The organism is Stenotrophomonas sp. Steno-Z1, assembly GCF_056393175.1.
The window spans coordinates 98,966-124,017 of sequence record NZ_JBWJPB010000001.1 but is presented as its reverse complement, the minus strand read 5'-3'; the positions used below and the strand labels follow the sequence as shown (position 1 = coordinate 124,017).

General features: G+C 68.9%; 22 protein-coding genes. 5 read left to right on the top strand and 17 right to left on the bottom strand.

Going from position 1 to position 25,052, the window contains the following annotated elements; translation table 11 throughout:
* Window positions 1-96 precede the first annotated feature (96 nt).
* On the top strand, window positions 97-726 hold the full coding sequence (locus AC06FD_RS00540) for an OmpW/AlkL family protein (RefSeq protein ID WP_449334668.1): 630 nt from the start codon (window positions 97-99) through the stop codon (window positions 724-726).
* A gap of 571 nt (window positions 727-1,297) precedes the next feature.
* On the opposite strand, the gene AC06FD_RS00535 is transcribed toward AC06FD_RS00540, so the two are convergent.
* Window positions 1,298-1,999, bottom strand: a complete 702-nt coding sequence (locus tag AC06FD_RS00535) for an aspartate/glutamate racemase family protein (RefSeq protein WP_478077351.1) — start codon at window positions 1,997-1,999, stop codon at window positions 1,298-1,300.
* A gap of 106 nt (window positions 2,000-2,105) precedes the next feature.
* Between AC06FD_RS00535 and AC06FD_RS00530 the strand changes: the two genes are divergently transcribed.
* Together AC06FD_RS00530 and AC06FD_RS00525 are read left to right on the top strand one after the other, a co-directional pair.
* Window positions 2,106-2,921, top strand: coding sequence for a S1/P1 nuclease (locus AC06FD_RS00530; RefSeq protein ID WP_394161263.1), 816 nt, complete (start codon window positions 2,106-2,108; stop codon window positions 2,919-2,921).
* A 10-nt stretch (window positions 2,922-2,931) separates the two neighbouring features.
* Window positions 2,932-3,741, top strand: a complete 810-nt coding sequence (locus tag AC06FD_RS00525) for an MBL fold metallo-hydrolase (protein WP_259206475.1) — start codon at window positions 2,932-2,934, stop codon at window positions 3,739-3,741.
* A 73-nt stretch (window positions 3,742-3,814) separates the two neighbouring features.
* On the opposite strand, the gene AC06FD_RS00520 is transcribed toward AC06FD_RS00525, so the two are convergent.
* The 3 genes from AC06FD_RS00520 to AC06FD_RS00510 are packed head-to-tail and all read right to left on the bottom strand — an operon-like array spanning window position 3,815 to window position 5,971.
* Complete coding sequence (locus tag AC06FD_RS00520) at window positions 3,815-4,363, bottom strand: hypothetical protein (protein ID WP_478076731.1); 549 nt, start codon at window positions 4,361-4,363, stop codon at window positions 3,815-3,817.
* Between the two features lie 14 nt (window positions 4,364-4,377).
* Window positions 4,378-5,613, bottom strand: a complete 1,236-nt coding sequence (locus AC06FD_RS00515; RefSeq protein ID WP_478076730.1) for a M56 family metallopeptidase — start codon at window positions 5,611-5,613, stop codon at window positions 4,378-4,380.
* A complete protein-coding gene (locus tag AC06FD_RS00510) occupies window positions 5,606-5,971 on the bottom strand; it encodes a BlaI/MecI/CopY family transcriptional regulator (RefSeq protein ID WP_478076729.1) in 366 nt (121 codons plus the stop codon). The genes AC06FD_RS00515 and AC06FD_RS00510 overlap by 8 nt, the downstream gene beginning before the upstream one ends.
* A 118-nt stretch (window positions 5,972-6,089) precedes the next feature.
* Between AC06FD_RS00510 and AC06FD_RS00505 the strand changes: the two genes are divergently transcribed.
* Together AC06FD_RS00505 and AC06FD_RS00500 are read left to right on the top strand one after the other, a co-directional pair.
* Window positions 6,090-6,647 (top strand): flavin reductase family protein, encoded by a 558-nt coding sequence (locus AC06FD_RS00505; protein ID WP_478076728.1) that lies wholly within the window; start codon window positions 6,090-6,092, stop codon window positions 6,645-6,647.
* A gap of 31 nt (window positions 6,648-6,678) precedes the next feature.
* On the top strand, window positions 6,679-8,637 hold the full coding sequence (locus AC06FD_RS00500) for an acetyl-CoA hydrolase/transferase C-terminal domain-containing protein (RefSeq protein WP_478076727.1): 1,959 nt from the start codon (window positions 6,679-6,681) through the stop codon (window positions 8,635-8,637).
* Between the two features lie 601 nt (window positions 8,638-9,238).
* On the opposite strand, the gene tkt is transcribed toward AC06FD_RS00500, so the two are convergent.
* The 13 genes from tkt to AC06FD_RS00435 all read right to left on the bottom strand — a co-directional run bounded on the left by tkt (window position 9,239) and on the right by AC06FD_RS00435 (window position 24,898).
* The gene (gene tkt / locus AC06FD_RS00495) at window positions 9,239-11,239 is read right to left on the bottom strand and encodes a transketolase (protein WP_478076726.1); all 2,001 of its coding nucleotides are present in this window, start codon (window positions 11,237-11,239) and stop codon (window positions 9,239-9,241) included.
* Window positions 11,240-11,400: 161 nt separating this feature from the next.
* Complete coding sequence (locus AC06FD_RS00490; protein ID WP_478076725.1) at window positions 11,401-12,723, bottom strand: dicarboxylate/amino acid:cation symporter; 1,323 nt, start codon at window positions 12,721-12,723, stop codon at window positions 11,401-11,403.
* 66 nt (window positions 12,724-12,789) lie between these two features.
* On the bottom strand, window positions 12,790-14,490 hold the full coding sequence (locus tag AC06FD_RS00485; RefSeq protein ID WP_478076724.1) for a BatD family protein: 1,701 nt from the start codon (window positions 14,488-14,490) through the stop codon (window positions 12,790-12,792).
* Window positions 14,487-16,226 carry a VWA domain-containing protein gene (locus tag AC06FD_RS00480; protein WP_478077350.1) on the bottom strand — a complete coding sequence of 580 codons (1,740 nt, stop codon included), beginning with the start codon at window positions 16,224-16,226 and terminating at the stop codon, window positions 14,487-14,489. The genes AC06FD_RS00485 and AC06FD_RS00480 overlap by 4 nt, the downstream gene beginning before the upstream one ends.
* On the bottom strand, window positions 16,223-17,170 hold the full coding sequence (locus AC06FD_RS00475; RefSeq protein ID WP_478077349.1) for a vWA domain-containing protein: 948 nt from the start codon (window positions 17,168-17,170) through the stop codon (window positions 16,223-16,225). The genes AC06FD_RS00480 and AC06FD_RS00475 overlap by 4 nt, the downstream gene beginning before the upstream one ends.
* Before the next feature lie 80 nt (window positions 17,171-17,250).
* Entirely contained in the window at window positions 17,251-17,712 is a 462-nt protein-coding gene (locus AC06FD_RS00470; protein ID WP_478076723.1) for a DUF4381 domain-containing protein, read from the bottom strand.
* On the bottom strand, window positions 17,709-18,635 hold the full coding sequence (locus tag AC06FD_RS00465; protein WP_478076722.1) for a DUF58 domain-containing protein: 927 nt from the start codon (window positions 18,633-18,635) through the stop codon (window positions 17,709-17,711). Before AC06FD_RS00465 ends, AC06FD_RS00470 begins: the two co-directional genes overlap by 4 nt.
* Window positions 18,636-18,640: 5 nt before the next feature.
* A complete protein-coding gene (locus AC06FD_RS00460) occupies window positions 18,641-19,675 on the bottom strand; it encodes an AAA family ATPase (protein ID WP_394161284.1) in 1,035 nt (344 codons plus the stop codon).
* A gap of 139 nt (window positions 19,676-19,814) precedes the next feature.
* Window positions 19,815-21,782: a type IV pilus secretin PilQ gene (locus AC06FD_RS00455; RefSeq protein WP_259206496.1), complete on the bottom strand. Its 1,968-nt coding sequence runs from the start codon at window positions 21,780-21,782 to the stop codon at window positions 19,815-19,817.
* A gap of 20 nt (window positions 21,783-21,802) precedes the next feature.
* Entirely contained in the window at window positions 21,803-22,336 is a 534-nt protein-coding gene (locus AC06FD_RS00450; protein ID WP_259206497.1) for a pilus assembly protein PilP, read from the bottom strand.
* The gene (locus AC06FD_RS00445; RefSeq protein ID WP_259206498.1) at window positions 22,333-23,019 is read right to left on the bottom strand and encodes a type IV pilus inner membrane component PilO; all 687 of its coding nucleotides are present in this window, start codon (window positions 23,017-23,019) and stop codon (window positions 22,333-22,335) included. The genes AC06FD_RS00450 and AC06FD_RS00445 overlap by 4 nt, the downstream gene beginning before the upstream one ends.
* Entirely contained in the window at window positions 23,016-23,840 is an 825-nt protein-coding gene (locus AC06FD_RS00440) for a PilN domain-containing protein (protein ID WP_259206499.1), read from the bottom strand. Before AC06FD_RS00440 ends, AC06FD_RS00445 begins: the two co-directional genes overlap by 4 nt.
* A complete protein-coding gene (locus AC06FD_RS00435) occupies window positions 23,840-24,898 on the bottom strand; it encodes a pilus assembly protein PilM (RefSeq protein WP_345780465.1) in 1,059 nt (352 codons plus the stop codon). Before AC06FD_RS00435 ends, AC06FD_RS00440 begins: the two co-directional genes overlap by 1 nt.
* Window positions 24,899-25,052: the final 154 nt, after the last annotated feature.

The window sequence follows — 25,052 nt, the reverse complement described above, 5'->3', positions numbered from 1 at the left end:
GGTTACACGGCCCGGCCCGTGGATTGATCCGGATCAAGGCGCGCCCGGCCCGGCAAGGGAAAACTTGCCCCATTCCACCCGCAACGAGACACCCTCATGCGCAATACCTCCCCCCTCCTGCTGGCCAGCCTGGCCGCCGCGCTCGCCCTGGCCGCCGCGCCGGCCATGGCCCAGTCCAAGGGCGACTGGACCATCAGTGCCGGCGTGCACCAGGTCGCCCCGAAGTCCAACAACGGCTCGCTGGCCGGTGGCACCCTGAAGGTGGACGTCGACAACGACATCAAGCCGACCATCACCGGTGAATACTTCATCGCCGACAACCTGGGCATCGAGCTGCTGGCCGCGCTGCCGTTCAAGCACGACATCAACATCGCCGGCCTGGGCAACGTGGGCAGCACCAAGCACCTGCCGCCGGTGATCTCGCTGCAGTACCACTTCAACAGCAAGGGCAAGGTGTCCCCGTTCGTTGGCGCGGGTATCAACTACACGACGTTCTTCAGCGAGAAGACCGGCGGCGCGCTGGCCGGCAACAAACTGAAGCTGGACGACTCCTGGGGCCTGGCCGCGCATGCGGGCCTGGACGTCGCGATCAGCGACAAGGGCGCGCTGCGCGTCGATGTGCGCTGGATGGACATCGACAGCAAGGTCAAGCTCAACGGCGAAAAGATCGGTACGGTCAACATCGACCCGCTGGCTTACGGCGTGTCCTACGTGTTCAAGTTCTGATCGGCGGATCGGAACCCAACAGCGCAACACCCCTCGCAGCAAGCGTTTTTCCCCGGCTTCGGCCGGGGATTTTTTTTGCGCTTCTCGCAAGGGAAGTTGCGTTCTGTTCCACAGGGCGTGGCAGATGACTTGAGGCGCTACGCGTGTTGCCGGGTGTGCAGAGTGATCGGCTGGCGTCTCCGATCGGCGTTGTCGCGAGCATGAGGGCCCCGTAGCGGCCGGTAGGCTCCTGGTGCAAATGTCCGCCGGCCGCCAAGCGGCCTCCTCCTTTATTTTGCCCAGGAGCCTACCGACCGCTACGGGGCTCGGCTTGCGGCGCAGGTGAGGCGCCCGGCTTTTTTGATGGCCGTCGGTGGGTCGGGGGCTGGGGCCCTATGCCCTTGGAGGCGAAATAAAGGAGGAGGGGGCGGCCGCAGGCCGACGCCGGAGGACATTCGCCGGAAAGGGCATAGGGCCCCAGCCCCCGACCCACCGACCGCCGCGCGCCAGCAAGGGTCCACAGCGCGCCATGCGGATGGGTGGAGCACCTTTGTTCGATCCGGCGCTGCGAGCAGCCACCCATGGGGTGGCTCTACGGGGAGGAGAGCAGGTGCTGTGCCGCCGCCTGCGCATGCAGGGCCGCCGTATCGAACAACGGCACGGTTGCATCGTCATCGCCCACCAGCAGCATGATCTCCGTGCAGCCGAGGATAACCGCCTGCGCGCCGTTATCCACCACACGCTGCATCACCGCCCGGTACACCTCGCGCGATGCATCCAGCACCTGCCCCTGCACCAGTTCCTCGTAGATGATCCGATGCACCTGTGCGCGGTCGTCCGCCTCCGGTATGAGCACCTCCAGCCCATACCGCTGCGCCAACCGCACCCGGTAGAAATCCTGCTCCATCGTGAAAGCCGTTCCGAGCAGGCCCACCCGCGTCAGCCCCAACGCCCGGATCGCCTCACCCACCGGATCGGCGATGTGCAGCAGCGGCACGTCGATCGCCGCCTGCACCTCCTCGGCCATCCGGTGCATCGTGTTGGTGCAGATCACCACCGCCGTCGCGCCCGCGCCCTCCAGCCGCCGTGCCACCTCCACCATCGCCTGCGTCGCCGCCGTCCAGTCCCCGGCGCGCTGCATGGCCTCGATGTCGGCGAAATCGAACGACCACAGCAGCAACCGCGCCGAATGCATGCCGCCCAGCGCATCGCGCACCTGCTCGTTGATCATCCGGTAGTAGTGCGCCGAACTCTCCCAGCTCATCCCGCCGATCAGCCCCAAGACCTTCTGCATCCCGCTGCTCCCGCCGTCGATCCAGCGCCCAGCGTACCCCCGCCAGCACGCCGCCGGCCAGATCCGGCCAAGCCGCGCCCGCGGGCAGCCCGCTAGAATGCGGGCGATGAAAATTGCCTCCCTGCTCCCCGCCACTGCCCTCGCGCTGGCCCTCACCTTCGTCTCCACCGACGCCCTGGCCTGGGGTGCGCAAGGCCACCGGCTGGTCGCCCGCATCGCCGAAACCCGGCTCACCCCACAGGCCCAGGCCGACGTGGATCGCCTGCTGGCCGGCGAGCCGGACCCCACCCTGCATGCCATCGCCCCATGGGCCGACCAGCTGCGCGCCAAGGACCCGGGCCTGGGCAAGCGCTCGGCGGGCTGGCACTACGTCAACATCGGCGAGGACGACTGCCACTACCAGGTGCAGAAGCACTGCACCGATGGCAACTGCGTGGTCGAGGCGCTCAAGGCCCAGACCGCCATCCTCGGCGACCGCAGCAAGTCCGATGCCGAACGCGCCCAGGCGCTGAAGTTCGTCGTCCATTTCGCCGGTGACATCCACCAGCCGATGCACGCCGGGTACGGCCATGACAAGGGCGGCAACGACTTCCAGGTGCAGTTCAACAACCGGGGCACCAACCTGCATTCGCTGTGGGACAGCGGCATGCTCAACGAGCAGAAGCTGGACGACGACCAGTATTTCAAGCGCCTGATGGCCCTGCCCGCGCCCAAGGTGGGCAAGCGCTCCAGCATCGCCACCGACGCGGTCGAGTGGGCCGAAGCCAGCTGCCGTATCGCCATTGCACCTGGCGTTTACCCGACCAGGCGTACGCTGGGTCCCGAATACACCGCGACCTATCGCCCGATCGCGGAACAGGAGCTGCGCCTGGCCGGCGAACGCCTGGCGGTGCTGCTCAACGCCACGCTGGGCAAACGCTGAGGCCACCCCCATGTCACTGCACGTCGCCAGTTTCTTCCACCCCGACAGCCATACCTTCAGCTACGTGGTGCACGATCCGGCGACCCTGCAGGCGGCGGTGATCGACCCCGTGCTGGACTACGACCCGGACACCGACGCACTCGGCGCCGGGCCCCTGCAACCGCTGCTCGCGCATGTCCGTGACGGCGGCCTGCAGGTGCGCTGGCTGCTGGAAACCCACGCCCACGCCGACCACGTCAGTGCCGGCCGCTGGCTCAAGCAGCACTGGCCGGCGGCCACGCTGGCGATGGGCAACGGCATCGTGCAGGTACAGCGCACGTTCGCCCCCCGCTATGCGCTGGACGTGCCCACCGACGGCTCGCAGTTCGACCACCTGTTCGCCGATGGCGAACGCTTCGCGCTCGGCGCGGTGGATGCAGAGGTGATCGCCGTGCCTGGCCACACCAGCGACAGCGTGGCCTATCGCATCGGCGATGCGCTGTTCACCGGCGACTCGCTGTTCATGCCTGATGGCGGCACCGCCCGCTGCGACTTCCCGGGCGGCGATGCCGCACAGTTGTACCGCTCGATCCAGCGCCTGCTGGCCCTGCCCGACGCCACCCGCGTGTTCATCTGCCACGACTACGGCCCGGGTGGTCGCGAGGTCGCCAACGAAACCACCATCGGTGCACAGCGCGCGCGCAACATCCACCTGGCTGAGGGCGTCAGCGAAGCCGACTTCGTCGCCACGCGGCGGGCCCGTGATGCAACGCTGGCCGAGCCGAAACTGATGCATCCCTCGGTGAAAGCCAATATCCAAGGCGGCCCCGGCCGATCCTAGTGTCGGCCGCTGGCCGGCAACCAAGCGATGATCGGTTGATGCGGTTGCCGGCCACCGGCCGCCACGACGGTGATCAGCGCCCCTGGCTATGCACCGTGTGCTGGCCGTGCACGATTTCAAACGTGAAGGCGTACAGCAGGCTTACCGGCACCGGCTCGATCCGCTGCGCGCCGTCGCAATGCCCTTTGTTGTCGGGGACGACGCCGGCAGCGTAGTGACAGACCGCCGCCGGGGAAAACAGCCAGTGCGCCACCGCCTCCTGCGCTGCCTGCAGCAACGGCGCATTTTCCGCTGCGGTGCCGGCGGTGCATTCGGGGCGATCGGCCAGGGCCACGCTGCGGTCCACCTTGCCTTCCGCCGTCACCACCACCTGCAGGCACACCACGGTGGGCGGCAGCTCGCGACGTGGGTCGCGTGCCCCGACCACCGGGTCCTGCGCCGCGTACAACTGCGGCATGCGGTAGCCCTGGCTGGGCAGCAGCCGATACGGCTGCACCTGGCCTGCACCGTCGCCGCCATCGGCGTGCAGCCGCTGTAGCGCCACGTTCTCGCTGCGGGTGTCCACCGTGGTGACCGACGGTCGGCTTGCGCAGCCGACCAGCAGGCACGCAACGGCCAGCAAGGGGAGCGCCTGCCTCACGGCGCCGGCCCCGTCTCGTTCATCTGGAAGGTCATCGGGATCTTCAGCGCGGAGGCCACCGCCTTGCCGTCCCGGCGCGCCGGCTCGAAGGTCCATTTTTTCGCCGCGGCGATCGAGGCCGCGTCGAACACGCCGGCCGGCGTGGAACTGAGCACGCGCACCTCGCCGGCCTTGCCCTCGGCATCCACCTCCACCCGCAGCACCACCTTGCCCGACAGACCCTGCTCGAACGCAGCGCTGGGATAGCTCGGCGGCGCCATGTCGCGGGTCTTGGCCGGCACGTCGACGGCTGCGGCCGTATCGGCCTGGTTGGCCAGCGCCGCCGGGTCCGCTTCGATCGACGCGGTGTCGATCCCGCCCTTGCTGGCCCACGCCACCGCCGCCAGACCCAGGCTCATCCCCACCACCAGCACCTGCCCGGTCATCCACGGCAGTGCCTTCCGCTTGTGTTCCTTCAACATGGCAATACGCTCCTTCAACATCGGTTGGCTGCGCCAGTGGCAGGCCATCGGCGCAACCGGGTGGACCAACTGCGCCTTCAGCAGCGCGTTGGCGTAAAGCCGGCGCTGGGCCGGGTGTGGATCGATGGTGCGTGCATCGCAGGCCAGCTCCTGGTCGCGCAGGAAACGACGCGCGGCCCAGGGCAACAGCGGGTGGAACCAGAACACGCAGCGCAACACGAGGAGTGCGAGGTTGGCCCACGGGTCACCATGGCGGCGATGGCTGCGCTCGTGCTGCAGGATCAGGGCCTGTTCGGCCGCGCTGAAATCCGCCTCGAACCCCGGGCCCACCACGATGCGCGGTGCCCACAGGCCGACCAGGGCGGGCAAGCCGGGATCGGCGCTGGCCTGCCAACTGCCGTCGGCACGCGGCCGCAGCGTGCCCAGGGCGCGCTCGAAGCGGCGTTGCGCGCGCCAGGCGATGGCGCCGTTGCCCAGCGCGCCGAGTGCCCACGCCACCAGCAGCAGCCACGGCCAGGCAGGCGCGGCCGGGGCCACGACCGGCGCGCTCCAGGCCGCGGCGGCAGCAAGCATCGGCAGCGCATCGGCCAACGGCGCCACCGGCAACGGCAGGTGCAAGGTCAGCAGCAGCACCGGCACGCACCACCAGCTGCGATAGACCAGCGCCGCCCCGCCCAAGGCCAGCAGCAACGGGCGCGACGCGGCCAGCAGCAGCACCGCGATCGCCAGCCACACGCTGGCCTGCATCAGTTCGGTGAGCAGCTCAGTCATGGTCCAGTCCCTCGATGAGCGCCTTCAGCTCGGCGATGTCCTGCGCACTGAGTTCCCCGCGCTGGCTGAAATGGGCGACCAGCGGCGCCACGCGGCCATCGAACAGCTTGTCCAGCAGGCCGCTGCTCTGCTCGGCCACCCAGGCCTGGCGCTGCAGTACCGGCGAATAGAGGTAGCGGCGCCCATCGCGGCTGGCACTGATCGCGCCCTTGGTGAGCAGCCTGTTGAGCAAGGTCTTGATGGTGGGTTCGGCCCAGCCACGCCCGGCCAGCGCGGCCACGACCTCATCGGCGCCCAACGGATGCTCGCTCCAGAGCACATCCATCACCACGGCTTCTGCTTCGCTGATCTGGCTCATCATTTACATCCGTAATCGATGAACCGATTACGCACGTAATCGAACCCCGTGTCAACCCCTTCGACAGCCGGTTCATCCCCTCGCTGCCAGCATCGGGCGACGCCCCACGGAGCCCTCGATGAGACGCTACCGAAAATTCGACTACCCGGTCGAGGACGTGCGCCGCTTCCTTGAACCCGGCCCGATCGTGCTGGTCACCTCGGCCTGGAAAGACCAGCGCAACGTCATGACGCTCGGCTGGCACATGGTGCTGGCATTCACTCCCTCGCGGGTGGCGACCATGATTTCCAGCGGCAACCACAGCTTCGAGCTGATCCGCCGCAGTGGCGAATGCGTCATCAATGTTCCCACGGCCGCCATGCTCGACACCGTCGTGGGCATCGGCAACAGCAGCGGCGCGGCGATCGACAAGTTCGAGCACTTCGGCCTGGAGACCGTCGCCGCCAGCGCGGTGGCGGCACCGCTCTTGGCCCAGTGCCATGCCAGCTTCGAGTGCCGGCTGGCCGACCGCAGCCAGGTCTCGCGGCATGGCATGTTCATCTGGGAGGTGGTCAAGGCGCACGTCGCGCGCACGCCGAAGGTGCCTCGCACCGTGCACTACCGGGGCGATGGCCAGTTCATGCTGTCCGGCGATGAAGTCTCGCGTCGCCGTCTGTTCAAGCCCGAGATGCTGTAATGGCCCGCATATACCTGCAGGATGGCGCTGGATGACCGAACACCTCACCGACCTCGACGCGGCGACCGACTGGCTGCTGCAGCGCGTGGAGGGCCCGTTGCGCATCGGCGCGCCGCTGGCGCTGGGCAAGCCGCACCGGTTGCTCAACGCGCTGTATGCGCGGGTGGAGAACGATCCGTCGCGCCCGCTGCAGATCTACACCGCGCTGTCGTTGAACCCGCCCAAGCCCAGCGGCACCGGGCTGGAGGCGCGCTTCCTGGCGCCGTTCGCCGCGCGCCACTTCGGTGAGGATTTCCCGCGCCTGGCCTATGCCGACGCCGTTGCCCGCGACCGCCTGCCCGCGCACGTGCAGGTGGAGGAGTTCTACATGCAGTCCGGCGCGCTGCTCACTTCCTCGCAGGCCCAGCGCAGCTACACCAGCCTCAATTACACCCACGCGGCCGATGCGGTGGCCCAGCGCGCGCCGCACGCGATCATGCAGAAGGTGGCGGTGCGCCCGGATGACCGGCGGCTGTCGCTGTCGTGCAACAACGACATCACCCAGGACACGCTCGATGCGATGGTCGCGCGCGGCCTGCCGCGCCCGTTGATGATCGCCGAGATCGACCCGCAGCTGCCGTACCTGGCCGGCTCGGCCACGGTGGATGTGAGCTTCTTCGACCTGGTGATCAGCCCGCCACCGCCCTACCCCGACCTGTTCGGCCTGCCGCGGCAGCCGGTGAGCGACGCCGACTACGCCATCGGCCTGTACGCCAGCGCGCTGGTCCGCGACGGTGGCACGCTGCAGATCGGCATCGGCACCCTCGCCGATGCGATCAGCCATGCGCTGGTGCTGCGGCATACCGACAACGCGCGCTACCGGCAGCTGCTGCACGCGCTCGACCCGACCCTGTCCAGCCACCCCACCGTGCGCGAATGCGGTGGCCTGGAGCCGTTCGAGATCGGCCTGTACGGCTGCAGCGAAATGCTCAACGAAGGTTTCCGCCGCCTCGTCCAGACCGGCGTGATCCGGCGCAAGGTGCACGATGACGTGGCCCTGATGCAGCGCATCGAGAACGGCAGCACCCTGACCATCGACCACGCCACCCTCGCCGCCGAGGGCGAGTACCTGCATGGTGCGTTCTACCTGGGCTCGCCGGAGTTCTACCAGTGGCTGCGCGACCTGCCCGACGACGAACGCCGGGCCATCGGCATGCGCCGGATCAGCGAGATCAACCAGCTCTACGGCGGCGATGAAGTGCTCGAACGCCTGCAGCGCCGCCATGCCCGCTTCTTCAACTCGTGCATGATCGCCACCGCATTGGGCGCGGCAGTATCCGACGCCCTGGAAGACGGCCGCGTGGTGTCCGGCGTGGGCGGCCAGTACAACTTCGTGGCGATGGCGCACGCGCTGCCGGAGGCACGCAGCGCGTTGATGTTCCGCGCCGTGCGCGAGGACAAGGGCCGGCTGCAGTCCAACGTGCGCTGGAATTACGGCCACACCACCATCCCGCGGCACCTGCGCGACATCTACATCAACGAGTACGGCATTGCCGACCTGCGCAACCTCACCGACGAGGACTGCGTGATCGGCATGGCCGGGATCACCGATGCGGCCTTCCAGGCGGAGCTGCTGCAGACGGCCAAGGCATCGAAGAAGCTGGACGCCGCCTTCGCCGCGCCCGAGCACTGGCAACGGCGCAACAGTGCCACGGCCGTCAGTGCCGCGTTGGCCCCGTTCCGCCAATCGGGCCTGTTGCCCGACTACCCGCTGGGCAGCGACTTCACCGAGGTCGAACAGCACCTGGTCAAGGCCTTGGGCTGGTTGAAGCAGAACACGCAGACGCGCGGCAGCAAGCTGCGCACGGTCCTGGCCGCCTTGACCCAGCCGGCCGGCGATGGCGATGCGGTGTACCTGCAGCGGATGGGACTGGATGCACCGACGAGTTTTGGCGAGCGGATCGAAGCGCGGTTGGTGCGGTTGGCGTTGGCGCGGACGGCAGCCGCCTGAGCGCGGGGCGCGTCGTCTGGCGCAGCCGAGCATGGCTCGGCTCTACCGGCGAGCCACGCATCGTCCCAGGGTGACAAGGCGCGTCGTCTGGAGCAGCCGAGCGTGGCTCGGCTCTACCGCCGAGCCACGCATCGTCCCCAGGGTGACAAGGCGCATCGTCTGGCGCAGCCGAGCATGGCTCGGCTCTACCGGCGATCCGCGCATCGTCCCCAGGGTGACAAGGCGCATCGTCTGGCGCAGCCGAGCATGGCTCGGCTCTACCGGCGATCCGCGCATCGTCCCCAGGGTGACAAGGCGCATCGTCTGGCGCAGCCGGGCATGGCTCGGCTCTACCGGCGATCCGCGCATCGTCCCAAGGGTGACAACGCGCGTCGTCTGGCGCAGCCGAGCATGGCTCGGCTCTACCGGCGAGCCGCGCATCGTCCCCAGGGTGACAAGGCGCGTCGTCTGGAGCAGCCGAGCATGGCTCGGCTCTACCCCGGGCCGTGCATCGATCGGGGGGTGGTAGAGCCGAGCCATGCTCGGCTGCTCTCCCGGAAACGCAGAAGGCCGGGGAAATCCCCGGCCTTCTGCTGCAAACCCTGCAACGGCACTCAGTGCATCAGAGCGCCTTGGCAGCGGCCACCACGTGGTCGGTGGTGATGCCGAAGTGCTTGTACAACGCTTCGGCCGGGGCCGAGGCACCGAAGGTGTCGATACCGACCACCGCACCGTCCAGGCCCACGTACTGGCGCCAGAAACCGGTGACGCCGGCTTCCACCGCCACGCGCTTGCGCACCGCGTTGGGCAGCACCGACTCGCGATACGCCGCGTCCTGGCGATCGAACACGTCGGTGGACGGCATGGACACCACGCGGGTCTTGATCCCCGCAGCATCCAGCTCGGCCTTGGCGGCCACGGCCAGGCCCACTTCCGAACCGGTACCGATCAGGATCACGTCGGGCACGCCGCCTTCGGCGTCGGCCAGCACGTAGCCACCGCGCGCGATCTGCGCGACCTGCTCGGTGCTGCGCGGCTGGTGCGGCAGGTTCTGGCGGCTGAACACCAGGCAGCTCGGGCCGTCGGTGCGGGTGATCGCCGACTTCCAGCTGACCGCCGACTCGACCGCATCGCACGGGCGCCACACATCGTTGTTGGGGATGTAGCGCAGCGAGGCCAGGTGCTCCACCGGCTGGTGGGTCGGGCCGTCTTCGCCCAGGCCGATCGAGTCGTGGGTATAGACGTGGATGGCGTGCGCCGGGATCAGCGCGCTCATGCGCACGCCGTTGCGGGCGTAGTCGCTGAACACCAGGAAGGTGGCGTCGAAGGGAATGAACCCGCCATGCAGGGCCAGGCCATTGGCAATGGCGGTCATGCCGAATTCGCGCACGCCGTAATACACGTAGTTGGCGTTCGGGTCATCGGTGGCGACCGACTTGCTGGCCTTCCACAGGGTCAGGTTGGAGTGGGCCAGGTCGGCCGAGCCGCCCACCAGCTCCGGCAGCAGCGGCGCGAACGCTTCGATCGCCAGCTGCGAGGCCTTGCGCGAGGCGATGGTCTGGCCTTCTTCCTGGACCTTGGCGATGTAGGCATCGGCCTTGGCGATGAAATCGGCCGGCAGCTCACCGTGCGAACGACGGGTCAGCTCTTCGGCTTCGGCCGGGAACTGCGCGGCGTACTTGTCGAACTGCAGTTCCCATTCGGCCTGGCGCAGGGTGCCGGTACCGCCGGCACGCCAGCCGGCGTAGATCTCTTCGGGAATCTCGAACGGACCGTAGTTCCAGCCCAGCTGCTTGCGGGTGGCCTCCAGCTCGTCCTTGCCCAGCGGCGCGCCGTGGCTGGATTCCTTGCCGCCCTTGCCCGGCGAACCGAAGCCGATGGTGGTGCGGCAGCAGATCAGGGTCGGCTTGTCGAACTGGGCCAGGGCGCTGTCGATGGCGGCCTTGATGCTCTCCGGATCGTGGCCATCGACGCCGCGCACCACGTTCCAGCCATAGGCTTCGAAACGCTCGGGGGTGTTGTCGGTGAACCAGCCCTCGGTGTTGCCGTCGATGGAGATGTGGTTGTCATCCCAGAAGCAGACCAGCTTGCCCAGGCCCCAGGTGCCGGCCAGCGAGGCGGCTTCGTGCGAGATGCCTTCCATCAGGCAGCCGTCGCCCAGGAACACCCAAGTGCGGTGGTCGACGATCTCGTGCTCGGGGCGGTTGTACCGCTGTGCCAGCAACTTCTCGGCGAGCGCGAAGCCCACGGCGTTGGCCAGGCCCTGGCCGAGCGGACCGGTGGTGGTCTCCACGCCGGGGGTTTCATGGTGTTCCGGGTGGCCGGCGGTCTTGCTGCCCAGCTGGCGGAACTGCTTGAGCTGTTCGATCGGCAGGTCGTAACCGCTCAGGTGCAGCAGCGCGTACTGCAGCATCGAGCCGTGGCCGTTGGACAACACGAAGCGGTCGCGGTTGAACCACTTCGGATTGTTCGGGTTGTGACGGAGATAGTCGTTCCAGAGGACCTCGGCGATATCGGCCATGCCCATCGGCATGCCGGGATGCCCGGACTTGGCGGTTTCTACCGCATCAGCGGCGAGGAAGCGGATGGCATTGGCCAACTGGCGGCGGGTAGGCTGCGTCATGGTTCTGTCGGAATCGGGAGGCGGCCGCGAACGTGCGGGCGCGCCATTGTCCCACAGACGTCCAGCGGGGTCAGGCCGTGCGTCTGCTTCCTGAACAAAAAACGCCCCGCTCGGGGCGGGGCGTTGATCGGGCTGGCGCGGCGGCGGTGCCCCGCGGGGAGTCAGTCGCGGCCGACCTGCACCGGGACCGGGCTGTCGTCGGTCTCGCCCTTGGCCACCAGCGTGGTCAGGGCCAGGTCACCGGTGACGTTGAGGGCGGTACGGCACATATCCAGGAAGTGGTTCACGCCCAGGATCAGGCCGATGCCCAGCGGGTTCACGCCGACCATGGCGCAGATCATCGCCACCACCGGCAGCGAGCCGGACGGCACGCCGGCCGTGCCGATGCCGCCGAGGATGCAGACCGCCATCACCATCACCTGCTGGCCGATGCTCAGGTCCACGCCGAAGAACTGCGCCAGGAAGATCACCGTCACGCCCTCGAACAACGCGGTGCCGTTCTGGTTGGCGGTGGCGCCCACCGTCAGCACGAAGCGCGAGACCTTCTGCGGCAGGCCCATCTGGTCGGCCACGCGCAGCGCGGTCGGCAGGGTGGCGTTGCTGGAGGCGGTGGAGAAGGCCATCACCGTCGCTTCCTGGGTATCGCGGAAGAACGACAGCGGCGAACGCCCGGACAGCCACACCGCCGTGCCGTAGGTCACCACCATGTGCAGGCCCAGCGCCAGCACCACCACGCCCACGTATGCGCCCAGGCGGATGATCAGGTCGAAGCCGAACAGCGCGGCCAGGTTGAACATGAAGCAGGCCACCGCATACGGCGCCAGGCGGATGACCAGGTTGATCAGGGTCATCGAGACTTCGAACACGCCTTCGATGGCGCGGCGCAGCGGCGCGACCTTTTCTTCCGGGCTCAGCACCATGCCGATGCCGAACATCAGCGCGAAGAACATCAGCGACAGGATCGCGCCGTTGTCCGATGCGGCCTGCAGCACGTTGCTGGGCACGATCGACAGCAGCATGTCCATGCCCTTGGGGGTTTCATGGATGCCGGCGACGATTTCCTTGCTGCGCTCGGCGTTCTCCGACAGCATCTGCGCCGCCACCTGCGGGTCCATGCCGGCGCCGGGCTTGAGCACGTTGACCAGCACCAGGCCGATGCCCACCGCGATGCCCGACAGCAGCACCGTGTAGGCCAGGGTCTTCCAGCCGATCCGGCCGAGCGCGCGGATATCGCCCATCTCCGACACGCCCATGATCAACGCCGAGAAGATCAGCGGCACGATGAGCATGAAGATCAGGTTGAGGAACAGGCCCGACAGCGGCGTGGTCACCCAGGCCATTACGCCCCTGGCGGCATCGGTCAGGCCGGGGACGCCCGGGCCGGCGGCATGCATGATCAGGCCGAGCACCAGGCCCAGCGCGAAGCCAATGCCCATTTTCCAGTGCAAGGGCAGTTTCTTCCGGGTCGTTGCGGCCTCAGTCATGTAGCGGCTTTCCTGTAAAGAAGTGAATCAGCTTAGCAAAGCCGGTCCCGCAGGCCCGGCGGCGCATCAAGGTCCTGAAGGATATAGAGGCGCCAGCCCATTGTTTTCCGCCACCGTGACCGGCTGCCAGTGCGGTCCGTCATGGAACGCCCGGCGCAGGGCCTGGCGGGCGGCGGCCACATCGCCGCCCTGGCCGGACCAGCGCGCCTGCTGCATGGCCAGCAGGGCCTCACGCTGGACGGGGTCGGCCAGCCGCCCGATCACGCCCTCCAGCCCCTGCACCCGGCCCATCGCCGCCAACAACGCGATGATCTCGTCCAGGCCCTGGCTTTCCATGGCCCGGCGCAGTTCGGCCCGCGACACCGGCGCAACCGGCGCGGCCGCTACGCCGACCGGCGCGGGCGCGCGACGGCCGTCATGCCGCCTCCGGCGCCAGCCCCACGCCAGCGTGAGCAGCCACAGCAACGCGAAGCAGGCCGCCGCGATCCAGCCCCAGGGCCGGGTGGGCGCCGGCAGCGCCGCCAACGGCAGCGCATTGGACGCCGCCGGCGCCTGCCCGGGAAGCGCCGAGCGCGTATCCACCGGGAGCGGCGCGGGTGCCGAGCCGCCCGCGCCACCCGCCGCCACGGCCAGGGTCAGGTCCGGCAGGGCCGTCACGCGTGCCTCGCCCGCCTGCACGTCCCACCAGGCCATGCGCGGACCAGGTACGCGCAGGGTGCCGGGGCCGCGCGGCACGATCGAATAGCGTCGGGTCAGTTTGAGCTGTGGGGTGCCACCGTTGAAGGTCTCATCGTATTGGGCAGGCTCGGCAAACACCTGCGCATCCGGGCCCACGTCCAGCGAGGGCAGCTCCGGGAACTGCGCACGGGTGGCACCCACGGCGACGGCTTCCACCACCACCGTGGCCGCTTCGCCGGCCCGCCCGCTGTCGGGCGCGGCGGTGTAGCGCAGGCGCAGGTCGTGCAGCGGCAGCCACGGCTGCGGCGCACTCGCCGGCTGCGGCTGCACCTGCAACGTGCGCGCCGGCGCACTCGCGCGCAGCCGCCCGTCGCCACCGAACATGTCATCGAAGAACCCCCCGGCCGCACGTCCGTTGAACTGGGCCGCCGGCACCTGCAACGGCCCGCTGCGCTCGGGGATCAGCAGGAAGCGGCGCTCGACCAGGTTGTAGCGGCGGCCATTGACCTCGCGCACCAGGCTGCGGTCCTCGCCCACGCGCTGCATGGAGGCGCCGTCGGGGGTATCCAGCACCAGTTCGCCGGACACCAGTTGGGCCACGTAGAACAGCCGCACCACCACGCCCACGCTCTGCTGCACATACGGCGTGGCGTCATCGACCTCGGTCTCCATGAACACCGCGGCATTGCCCGGCACCGCCGCCGACGCCCCGGCCCCGGCCCGGGCAGCCACCTGCAGCTGCAACGGCGCGGTGCGCTGGGAGCCGACCTGCAGGCTCGGAATCTGCAGGGTGCCCGTGCGGCGCGGCGCCAGCACCACGGCAAACAGATTGCGCGTGCTGGCCCCGCCATTGCTCCACTGCACCTGGCGGCTGCTGGTCTGGGCGCTCAGGTCGAAATCGGCGCGCAGCGGTGCGTAATCCGGCGCGCCGGCGGCATCGCTCTCGATAGTGAGGGTGACCGTATCGGTGTCGCTGATGTCCTGCCGGTCAAGCCAGGCCCGTGTCTGCGCCTGCGCCGTGGCGCACAGCACCAGCAGCAGCCAGCAACCGGCCTGCATCCAGCGCCGCGTGGTGGAGTGGATGCTCATCGTCCTTCCCGTTTCCTGCGTTCGTTTTCCAGCTGGAACTTGGCCCGCAACAGGCTGCCCGGATCGTCCGGCACGCGCCGCATCCACGCCTCGACGGCCTGGCGCTGTTCGCGCTGTTGCGGGGTCTCGGCGGCCTGGCGCTGGGCCGCCGTGTCCTGCCCGGCCTTGCCGGGCGTGTCCTGCCGCTGCAGCGCCTGCTGCATGCGCTGGCGCTGGGCGGCATCGGCCTGCGCCTGCGCGGCCGGGTTCGGCTGCCCGGATTCGCCCTTGGCCTCCTGCGGGGTGCCGGGTGACTGCCCTGGCGTGGGCGGCACCTGGCCCGGGTCCTGCTTGCCCTGCTGCTTGGGCGGTGCCCGATCCTGCCCGGGTTGTCCGCCCTGCCCCGACGACGGCGGGGTCTTCGCGGGCTGTCCGTCCTTGCCCTGCGGCGGCGACGGCGGCTTGCGCCTGCGCGCGGCCTCCACCGCGGCGCGGTTGGCCACGGCATCGGCCATCCCCGGCGACCGCTGCAGGGCCTTGTCGTAGGCCGCGATAGCCGCGTCGTATTGGCCCTGGCGCGCCAGCGCGTTGCCCAGGTTGTACCAGCCGGTCGCGGTGTCGATCCCGTCGAACTGCTGCTGGGCGGCCTTGAAGTCGCCCTTCCGGTACGCGTCCACGCCGGCGCCAAGGCGCTCCTGGGTGGCCTGGTCCGCGCGTTGCCACCAGGTGCCCTCGGCGGCGTACACCGGCGCCGGCGCGGCCAGCGGCAGCGCGGTGCACAGCACCAGCGCCATCGCCAGCCCGCGACGACGGAACGCCCACAGCGCGAGCAGCATCAGCGGCGGCAACAGCCAGAATCCTTCATCGCGCCAGGCCAGCCCATCGCCGTCACGGCGATCGGCCTGGCTGAGCGTCGGCGTGAGCACGCCGAGCTGCTTCAGGTCGGCATCGTCGCTTGCAATGCGCACGTAGCGCCCTCCGCCCGCGCTGGCGATCGCCTGCAGGGACGCCTCCTCCAGCCTGGCCTGGGCAATCTGGCCATCGCCGCTGCGGTACGCCGCGCCGGCCGGTGTCCCCAGGCCAAGCACCGACACGCGGATACCCTGCCGGCGTGCCGCCGCGGCCGCCGGGGTGGCCGCAGCGTCGGCGCGGTCGGTGAGCAGCAGGATGTCGCCGTCATGTGCGCCGGACTGCTGCAGCAGCAGGACCGCGGCATCCAGCGCGCGCTCGGCGCGCTGGCCATCGCGCGGCATCACGTCCGGGCCAAGCGCGTCCAGGTACAGCGCCACGTTGGCAGCGTCGGCGGTCAGCGGCGCCACGGTGTACGCATCGTCGGCATACGCCAGCAGCGCCACCTCACCACCCTGGCGCTCGCGCAGCAGCGTGGCCAGCTTGGCGCGCGCCTGCAGCAGGCGCGAGGGTGGCAGGTCGGTCGCGGTGATCCGCGTGGACAGGTCCAGCGCCACCACCAGCGGCGAAGGCGACTGCCACAGTGGCTGCGCCACCTGGCGCCAGCTCGGGCCGGCCAGGGCCAACACCGCCAGCGTCCAGCCGAGCAGCAGCAGCACCAGTCCGCCCCAGGCGCGCTGCCCGCCGGCCACCAGCAGGTGGCGCAGCAGGTGCGCATCGACCGCGCCATGCCAGGCGCTGCCACGGCGGCGGCGCCAGTACCACAGCGCCGCGATCAGCGGCAGCGCCAACAGGGCCCACAGCGCCTGCGGGCGCACCAGGTGCAGCGCAGTCCAGTCGATGTTCATGCCCACCGCCTGGGCAACAGCCACGCCAATGATCCCAACAACAGCGCCAGCGCCAATGGCCAGGCGTAGCGTTCGATCCGCGGCCGCACCGCCGGCCCCGCCGAGGCCACCGGCTCCAGGCGCTGCAGCTCGGCATAGATGCCGGCCAGCTCATCGGTGTTGCGCGCGCGGAAGGAACGCCCGCCGGTCTGCGCGGCTATTTTCTGCAGGGTCGCTTCATCCACGGGATCCTCGCCGGGGGCGATGGTCATCCCGAACAGGCTGAAGCCCCCATCCCCGCCGAAGGCCACCGTGTACACGCGCACGCCTTCGGCCTTGGCCAGCTCGGCCGCGCGCAGCGGCTCGAGGACGCCAGCGTTGCTGACCCCGTCGGTGAGCAGGATCAGCACGCGCTGGCCCTGCGGTTGCTCGCGCAGGCGCTTGACCGCCAGCGCGATCGCATCGCCGATCGCGGTCTCGCGCCCGGCAAGGCCGACCACGCTGTCACCCAACTGCTGGCGCACGCTGGCCAGGTCGCTGGTCAGCGGGGTCAGCGTGTAGGCGCGTTCGCCGAAGATCAGCAGGCCCACGCGGTCGCCGGCCCGGCGGTCGAGGAAGTCGGCCAACACGGCCTTGGCCGCCGTCAGGCGCTCCACGACCCGGTTGCCGAGCAGCATGTCCGCCTCGCTCATGCTGCCGGACACGTCCACCGCCAGCATCATCTGCCGGCCCTGCTGCGGCGGAGTGACCGCCTCGCCGAGTTGCTGTGGCCGCGATGCGGCCACGCACAGGCATGCCCACGCCAACCACAACAGCACGCGACCGACCCCGAACGCGCGCCCGCCCACGCCCGCGCCCAGTGCCTGCAACTGCGCCGCTGCATACGGCACGCGCAGCGCCGCGGCGGTGGCATTGCGCTGTGGCCACCAGTGCATCAGCACCGGCAGCGGCAACGCCGCCAGCATCCATGGCCAGGCCAGCACGTCCAGCCATGACAGCCAGCCGGGCAACGCGCCGGCCAGGTCCTGCGGCACGTTCAACGCGATCATCGGCGTCGCCCCGAGACCAGCGCCAGGAAGCGCATGCGGGCCAGCACCTGCAACCGGCGCACTGCCTCGGCATCGACGTGGGGGCGATAGCCGCCGTCCAGCAGCAGGCGCCCGTCGCCATCGGAGAAGGCGCGGCTGCCCGGTGCATCGAGGAATTCCAGCCACGCCTGACCCTGCAGCAGTTCGGCGCCGGGTTGGCGCAGGCGCGCGGCGCGGCGCAACAGGGCGGCGATCGTGGCGACGGTTTCCACCGGCGTGCCGGCCTGCGCCACCGCCTCGTCGAAACTGCGTTCCCACCGCTGCTGGCGACGCTGGCGATGCAGCCGCCACCCGCCGGCCAGCAGGCACAGGGCGAGCAGCGCGGCCGCCAGCAGCCACCAGCCCGGGGCCGGCGGCCACAACGACGGCGCCGCCGGCAGGTGCACGTCGCGCAGCGGGAGTGACGATGGCGTACTCATGCCACCACCGCCGACGGCATCGGGGTCAGCCAGCAGTCGCTGGCGTCATCGCTGGCCACCACATGCACCTGGATGCGGCGTGATGCGAGCTGTTTCTGCAGCGCCTCCAGCGGCGCCACGAAGCGTTCGCGCCAGTGCTCGCGCACGCTGGCCCGGTCCAGGTCGAGCAGCACGCGGCGGCCCTCCGACAGGAAGGCCAGCGGCGCCGACGGCGGGGCGAGTTCCAGCGGGTCCACCAGCAGCATCACCAGGACTTCGTGGTGCATCGCCAGGGCGGTCCAGCGCGAGACGCTGATCGCCGCGGCCTGGCCCGGGTCGGCCAGCACCACCACGCGTGCGCCGGGGCGCAGCAGGCGTGAGGCCTGTTCGAGCGCCCGGTCCAGCCCGGCGTCCTCGGCGGGAGGCTGCGCGTACCAGCGGGTCAATGCATCGAGCACGCGCAACACGCCGCGGGTGCCGCCCGCGGGCGGCAGCGGGGCCTCCACCGCACTGCCGCGCAGTGCGCCCAGCCGGTCGCCCTGGCGTTGCGCCAGCCACGCCGCGATCGCCCCCACGCGGGCCGCCTGCACCGACTTGAAGCGCACGCGGGTGCCGAAATACAGCACCGGATCGGTGTCGGCCACCAGCAGGGTCAAGCGCTCGCGCTCGGCCTGGAACAGCTTGGTATGCGCCCGCCCGGTGCGCGCGGTAACGCGCCAGTCGATATGCCGCGCATCGTCGCCGGCCACGTACTCACGCGATTCGGCGTACTCCATGCCGCGGCCGCGCATCGGCGCCGGCGCGCTGCCGGCATGCCCGAGCCGCCCGCGCCGGGCCGGTGCGAGGCGATGCGCATTGCGGCGCAGCGCGACCAGTTCGGCCAGGCTGGGGCGCAGGCCGTCGCCCTGGCTGGCGCCTGCGGGGTCGTCCACGTTCGAGCCCATCGGGGTCAGGGCGCCGGCACGCGTGCCAGCAGCTCGGCGACCAGGCGGTCGCCATCCCAGCCTTCGGCGGTCGCCTCGTAGCTGGGCAGCACGCGGTGGCGCAGCACGTCGGGGGCCACGCTGCGGACGTCATCGGGGGTGACGAAGTCGCGGCCGGCAAGCCAGGCGCGGGCGCGGGCGCAGCGCTCCAGCGCGATCGAGCCGCGCGGACTGGCGCCCCAGGCGATGCGACGGCCCAGCGCCGGGTCGTAGCGGCTGGCATCGCGCGAGGCCAGCACGATCTCGATCAGGTAGCGTTCCAGCGCCGGCGCCATGTGCAGCGACAGCACCGCCTTGCGGGCGGCGAAGACATCCTCCAATGGCATCCGCGCCGGCATCGGCGGCGGCGTGCCCAGCGCGTCGCGCGCGCGGTCGCGCGCCAACCGCAGGATCTCCGCCTCGGCGTCCGAATCCGGATAACCGATGCGCACGTGCATCAGGAAGCGGTCCAACTGCGCTTCGGGCAGCGGGAAGGTGCCTTCCTGTTCGATCGGGTTCTGCGTGGCCATCACCAGGAACAGCGCCGGCAGCGCATAGGTGTGGCGGCCCACCGTGACCTGGCGCTCGCCCATCGCCTCCAGCAGCGCCGACTGCACCTTGGCCGGCGCGCGGTTGATCTCGTCGGCCAGCAGGATCGGGTGGAAGATCGGACCGGGCACGAACTCGAAGCGCCCTTCCTGCGGCCGCCAGATCTCGGTGCCGGTCAGGTCGGCCGGCAGCAGGTCCGGGGTGAACTGCACGCGCGAGAAGTCCGCTTCCAGGCGGGCAGCCAGTGCGCGGATCGCCGTGGTCTTGGCCAGCCCCGGCGCGCCTTCCACCAACAGGTGGCCATCGGCAAGCAGGGCGATCAGCAGGCGGTCGACCAGCGCGGCCTGGCCCACGATCTCGCTGGACAGCGCATCGCGCAGCGCGCGGAAGCCATCGTGGAGGCGGCCAAGGGACGCGTCGGCGGCGGCGGGGGTATCGGTCTGGGTGTCGGGCATCGGGGGAGGCAGGTTCATGGCGTCCATGTGACCCACGCGAGGTGCGCAAGGTTCCGCCGACATGATGGCAGGGCTGGCCCCGGAGCGGGATCAAGATTGCCTGAACGCGAAAAGGGCCGCACGAGGCGGCCCTTTCGCTGCAGGTAGTGCGGCGGCCTTAGTTGGTCTTGGCCACGCGCAGCACCTTCGGGGTGACGAAGACCAGCAGTTCGGCCTTGTCCTTGTTGCGGCTGCGCTTCTTGAACAGGTTGCCCAGGAAGGGCACATCGCCCAGGAACGGCACCTTGTTCACGCTGTTGCGGTCGGTGAACTCGTACACGCCACCGATCACCACCGTCTGGCCGTCTTCCACCAGCACCGCGGTGTTCACTTCGCGGCGGTTGATGGTCGGCACCTGGCCGTAGCCTTCCAGCACGATGTAGCTCTCGACTTCATCCTTCTTGACCGCCATGTTCAGGAACACGCGGTTGTCGTTGGTGATGGTCGGGGTGACCTTCAGCTCCAGCAGCACTTCCTTGAACTGCACGTTCGGGGTGGCAACCGTGCCCACACCGCCGCCGCCACTGATGGTGACGTAGCCGATTTCCTTACCCTGCTTGATCGTGGCTTCGCGCTGGTTGGTGGTGACCACACGCGGGTTGGAGATCACTTCACCACGCGACTCCTGCTGCATGGCCGACAGTTCCACGTCCAGCAGGTAGCCGGCGTTGAGGATCGACAATGCCAGCGAGCCCGGGTTGCTGGCCGCGGCCACCGGCAGGTTCCAGTTCAAGCCACGGGTGATCGTGGACGGCGTCCTGACCGGTGCCGGGCCCGTGCCGCCGCCCGCCAGCCATTCGTTGACCGCCTTGTTGTACTCGGTCTGCGAATTGACCTGCGAGCTGCGGGTGGCCGCATTCGCCGCCAGGTCGCCGCTGAAGTACACGTTGTCGCGGCTGCCGCTGATGCCGAACTTGGCACCCAGTTCGCGCGCGAAGGTATCGGTGGCGATGACGATGCGGCTTTCGATCAACACCTGGTCGACCGGGCGGTCGATGACGTTGATCAGCTCGCGCATGCGCGCCAGCTTCTTCGGGATGTCGCTGATCATCAGCGTGTTGGTGCGCTCGTCGGCCACGATGCGACCGCGCGAGGACAGGAAGCCACTGTCTTCCTGCGAGCTGCTGCCACCACCACCGCCACCACCACCGCCGCCGCCGATGCCCTTGGCCTCGGTCAGTGCTTTGAAGATCTGCACTGCGTTGTGGTAGTTGATCTGGATGTAATCGGTCACCAGGTCTTCGCGGTTTTCGATCGCGATGCGGGCGTCTTCCTTGTCCTGCTCGAACTTGGCCAGTTCCGGCTGCGGGGCAACCCACACCACGCCGCCTTCGCGACGCTTGTCCAGGCCCTTGGCCCGCAGCACGATGTCCAGTGCCTGGTCCCACGGCACATTGACCAGGCGCAGGGTGACGTTGCCTTCGACGCTGTCGGAGGCAACGACATTCAGGTTCGACTCCTCGGCGATCAACTGCAGCACGGTGCGCACCGGCACGTCCTGGAAGTTGAAGGTCACCGGCTTGCCGCTGTAACCGCGCTGGCCGACCGCTGCCGCTGCCTGGCTCACGGTGGTGGCATTGATCGCACCGGTGGCCGGGGCCTCCTTGCGCGCGCTGATCTCCACCACGTACTCGTTGCCGGACTGGTAGGCCAGCGACTCGAAGGCGGTGTTGGTGCTGAGCACCAGCTGGGTACCGCCGCCATAGGGCTTGGGATCGATGCGCTGCACCGGCGTGGCGAAGTCGGTCACGTTGATCGACTTCTGCAGGTTCTCCGGCAGGCGCACGTTGCCGACGTCGATGACGACGTTGTTGCCCTGGGTCCGCAGGTCCGGGCTGGCGCCCTGGCCGTCGAACTTCAGGATCAGGCGGCCGGCGCCGTCTTCACCGCGCTTGAAGTCGATCTTGGATACCGCCAGCGAGGCCGGCGCGATCGCCGGCGCAGCCGCTGCCGGCGTGGGTGCTGCCACTGGCGTTGCCGCCAGCAGCGTGCCATTGGCCACCATGAGCGCGACTCCCAGCGCGCACAGGTGGATCAGCTTCGGGCGCCGGTTGGGACGCTGCCGCATGGCATTGGAAAAGGTCATCGTGCTATCCCCATAATCAATCATTGATCTTCAAGCGCAAGCGATGCAGGCCGTTCCAGCCAGCCGCCCGCGCCATCCGGCACCAGTTCAATCAGTTCGATCCGGTCTTCGAAGACCCCGGTCACGCGGCCGTCGCTCTGCCCCATGTACACGCCTGGACGCACCCGATAGGTGACCTTGTCCGGCGCCATCACCAGCGCGACCAGCCCGCCCCCGTTGCCGATCGAACCCACCATGTCCAAGGCATCCAGCGGGAAGACTTCCAGCGGCTCCTTGCGACGGTTCGGATCGGGACGCAGCCCCGAGCCGCCCTGTGGATTGGTCCAGGCATCCGTGAACGGATCGCGCATCCCCTGGGCGGAGTATTCAAACGTTTCGAACTGCTGCATCACCGGCAGGGGCTCCAGCGGCGGCGCCGGACGTGCACGCACGTCCTCCACCCACTTGGCCAGGTTCGGTGCATCGCCCGGGGTACTGCTCACCCCGCGCGCGCAGCCGGCCAGCAAGGCCAGCGCCAGCAGTCCACAGATCCGTGCGGTCATCGCCAGGCTCATTTCCGGCCTCCGGACTTGGACTTCTTGTCTTTGGCGTCTTTGGCGGCGGCTGCCTTTTCCTGCGCTTCCATTTCCAGCTCGTCCAGGTAACGGTAGGTCTTGACCGTGCCGGACAGCTCCAGCGCACCGCTGCGCGCGGTGATGCCGGTCTTGGGGTCCTTGGGCTTCAGGTTGATGTCGTGCATGGTCAGGATGACCACGCGCGGCAGCGAGGCCACGCCACTGACGAACGCACCGAACTGGTGGTAGCTGCCCACCATGCGCAGGGCGATCGGCTTCTCGGCGTAGAACTCCTTGGGCTGCTCGGCACCGGGCTGGAACAGTTCATTGACCAGTCCGCTGGACAACGCAGTCTGGGAGATGTCGATGATCAGGTCCGGCATTTCGGTCTTGCTGGGCAGCTGGCGCAGCATCTGCTGCAGCACCTGCTCCATCTGGCTCAGCTGCTGCTTGAGCGGCTCCAGGTTGACCGCACGCCCCTGCTCCTTCTCGAACTCGGCGCGCAGGCCGGATTCGGTACGCTCCAGGCCGGCCAGCTCTTCACGCTTGCCGCTGATCAGGGCGAACCAGGCCAGCAGCACGATCAGGGCCGACAGCAGCACGCAGAACACCACCTTGGCCTTCTGCGGCCAATTGCCGATGTTGTTGAAGTCCAGCTCTTTGAGGTTGATCTTCTGGCTCATGCGGCCCCCTTCTGCGGCGTACTGGACGCCGCCGGTTGTGCGGGTGCGGCGGTCGGAGCGAGACGGCTGCCGCCGGGCTTGCCGGGCGGAGCGGCCGGATCGGTCGCAGGTGCGGTGGCCGGAGCGGGCGCGGTGCCCGGCGACAACGGCGCCACCGGCGCTGCGGCGGGATTGGCGGCCGGGTCGGCCGTCTCCGCAGGAACGATCACGCTGCCATCAGGCGCCACGCCATCGACCGGTGCGCTCTGTGCCGGCAGCGTCACCTTGACCACGAACATGTACGGCAAGGCGCTGATGTCGGTGACAGGACCCACGGTGCCCGCCTTCTGGTCAGGCTTCTTGGCTTCGATCACCGACAGTTCCGGCTTGCTCATCCAGCCCGAGCTTTCCAGGTTGCGCATGTACGCGCTGACCCGGGCGTTGGACTGGGTGCGGCCTTCCAGGGTGAGGATGTCGCCTTCCTGCTTGAGCGCGGTCAGCACCACCCCGTCCGGGATCGTGCGCACCAGCGCGTCGAACAGGTGGACCATCTGCGAGCGCTTGGCCTGCAGCTCCTCGATCACCTTCTTGCGCGCCAGCAGGCGATCCTTCTGGCGGTCAAGCCGGTCGATCTCCTTGTTCTGGTCCTTGACCTTGGCGATCTCGGCGGTGAGGAAGCTGTTGCGCTCGGCCTGGCCGCTGACCTGGCGGTCGTAGTAGAACCAGATCATCAACGACAGCAGGACCCCGCCGATGGCGGCGAAGCCGAGCATGCCGTAGAAGTCGCGCTGGCGTTGCTTGCGCCGCTCGGCGCGCCAAGGCAATAGATTGATTCTTGCCATCAGTCAAAGCTCCTCAGGGCCAGACCGGTGGCAATCATCAGCGCCGGGGCGTCCTGGGCCAGGGCATGCGCCTGCACCTTCGGACCCAGCGTCATCTGTGCCAGCGGATTGGCCACCACGGTGGCCACGCCCAGCTGTTCTTCCACCATCTCCGGCAGCCCGGCCAGCGCCGCGCAACCGCCGGCCAGCACGATGTAGTCCACGCGGTTGAATTCACTACCGGCGTAGAAGAACTGCAGCAGACGGCTGATCTGCTGGACCGTGGCTTCCTTGAACGGCTCCAGCACTTCCATTTCGTAGCTTTCCGGCAACCCGCCCTGGCGCTTGGCCAGGCCAGCCTCCTCGTAGGTGAGGCCATAGCGGCGCATCACCTCGTCGGTGAGCTGCTTGCCACCGAACACCTGTTCGCGGCTATACAGGCTCCGCCCGCCGCGCAGGACGTTCAGGGTGGTCATGGTGGCGCCGATGTCCACCAGGGCCACCACGCCGTCGCTGGCGATCGGCAGCTCGCTGGCGACCAGGGCAAAGGCGTTTTCGACCGCGAAGGCCTCCACGTCCATGACCCTGGCGGTCAGGCCGCCCAGTTCCAGCGCCGACTGGCGCAGCTCCACGTTCTCCGACCGCGACGCCGCCAACAGCACCTGGACCATCTCCGGGTTGTTGGGGATGGCGCCCAGCACTTCGAAGTCGAGGTTCACTTCCTCGATCGGGTACGGGATGTAGTTGACCGCTTCGAGCTCGACCTGGGCTTCCATGTCGTTCTCGTCCAGGTCGGCCGGCATCGGGATCAATTTGGTGATCACCGCCGAACCGGCCACGGCCGCGGCGGCGTGCCGGGCCTTGGTACCGGAACGGTTCACGGCGCGCCGGATAGCCTCTCCGACAGCCTCGACCTCAACGATGTTCTTCTCCACCACCGCATTCGGCGGTAGTGGTTCCACAGCGTAATGTTCCACGCGGAAACGATTGCCACTGCGGGAAAGCTGCAAAAGCTTTACTGCAGTCGAGCTGATGTCGACGCCAATAAGCGGCGACTGGCTTTTTGGGATAAGCCCCACGGTTTCTCCCCTGCCGACGGGCACTTGGACGCAGAACCTGCGCCCGCGCATTAATAACGTTTTTTTAGCAAAGCGCAACCGTTCGCGGCAAAACGTGCACTACGACACGTTTCACACGTCCCCAAACGATGATCGACCTGCTCTCCCCAGGAAC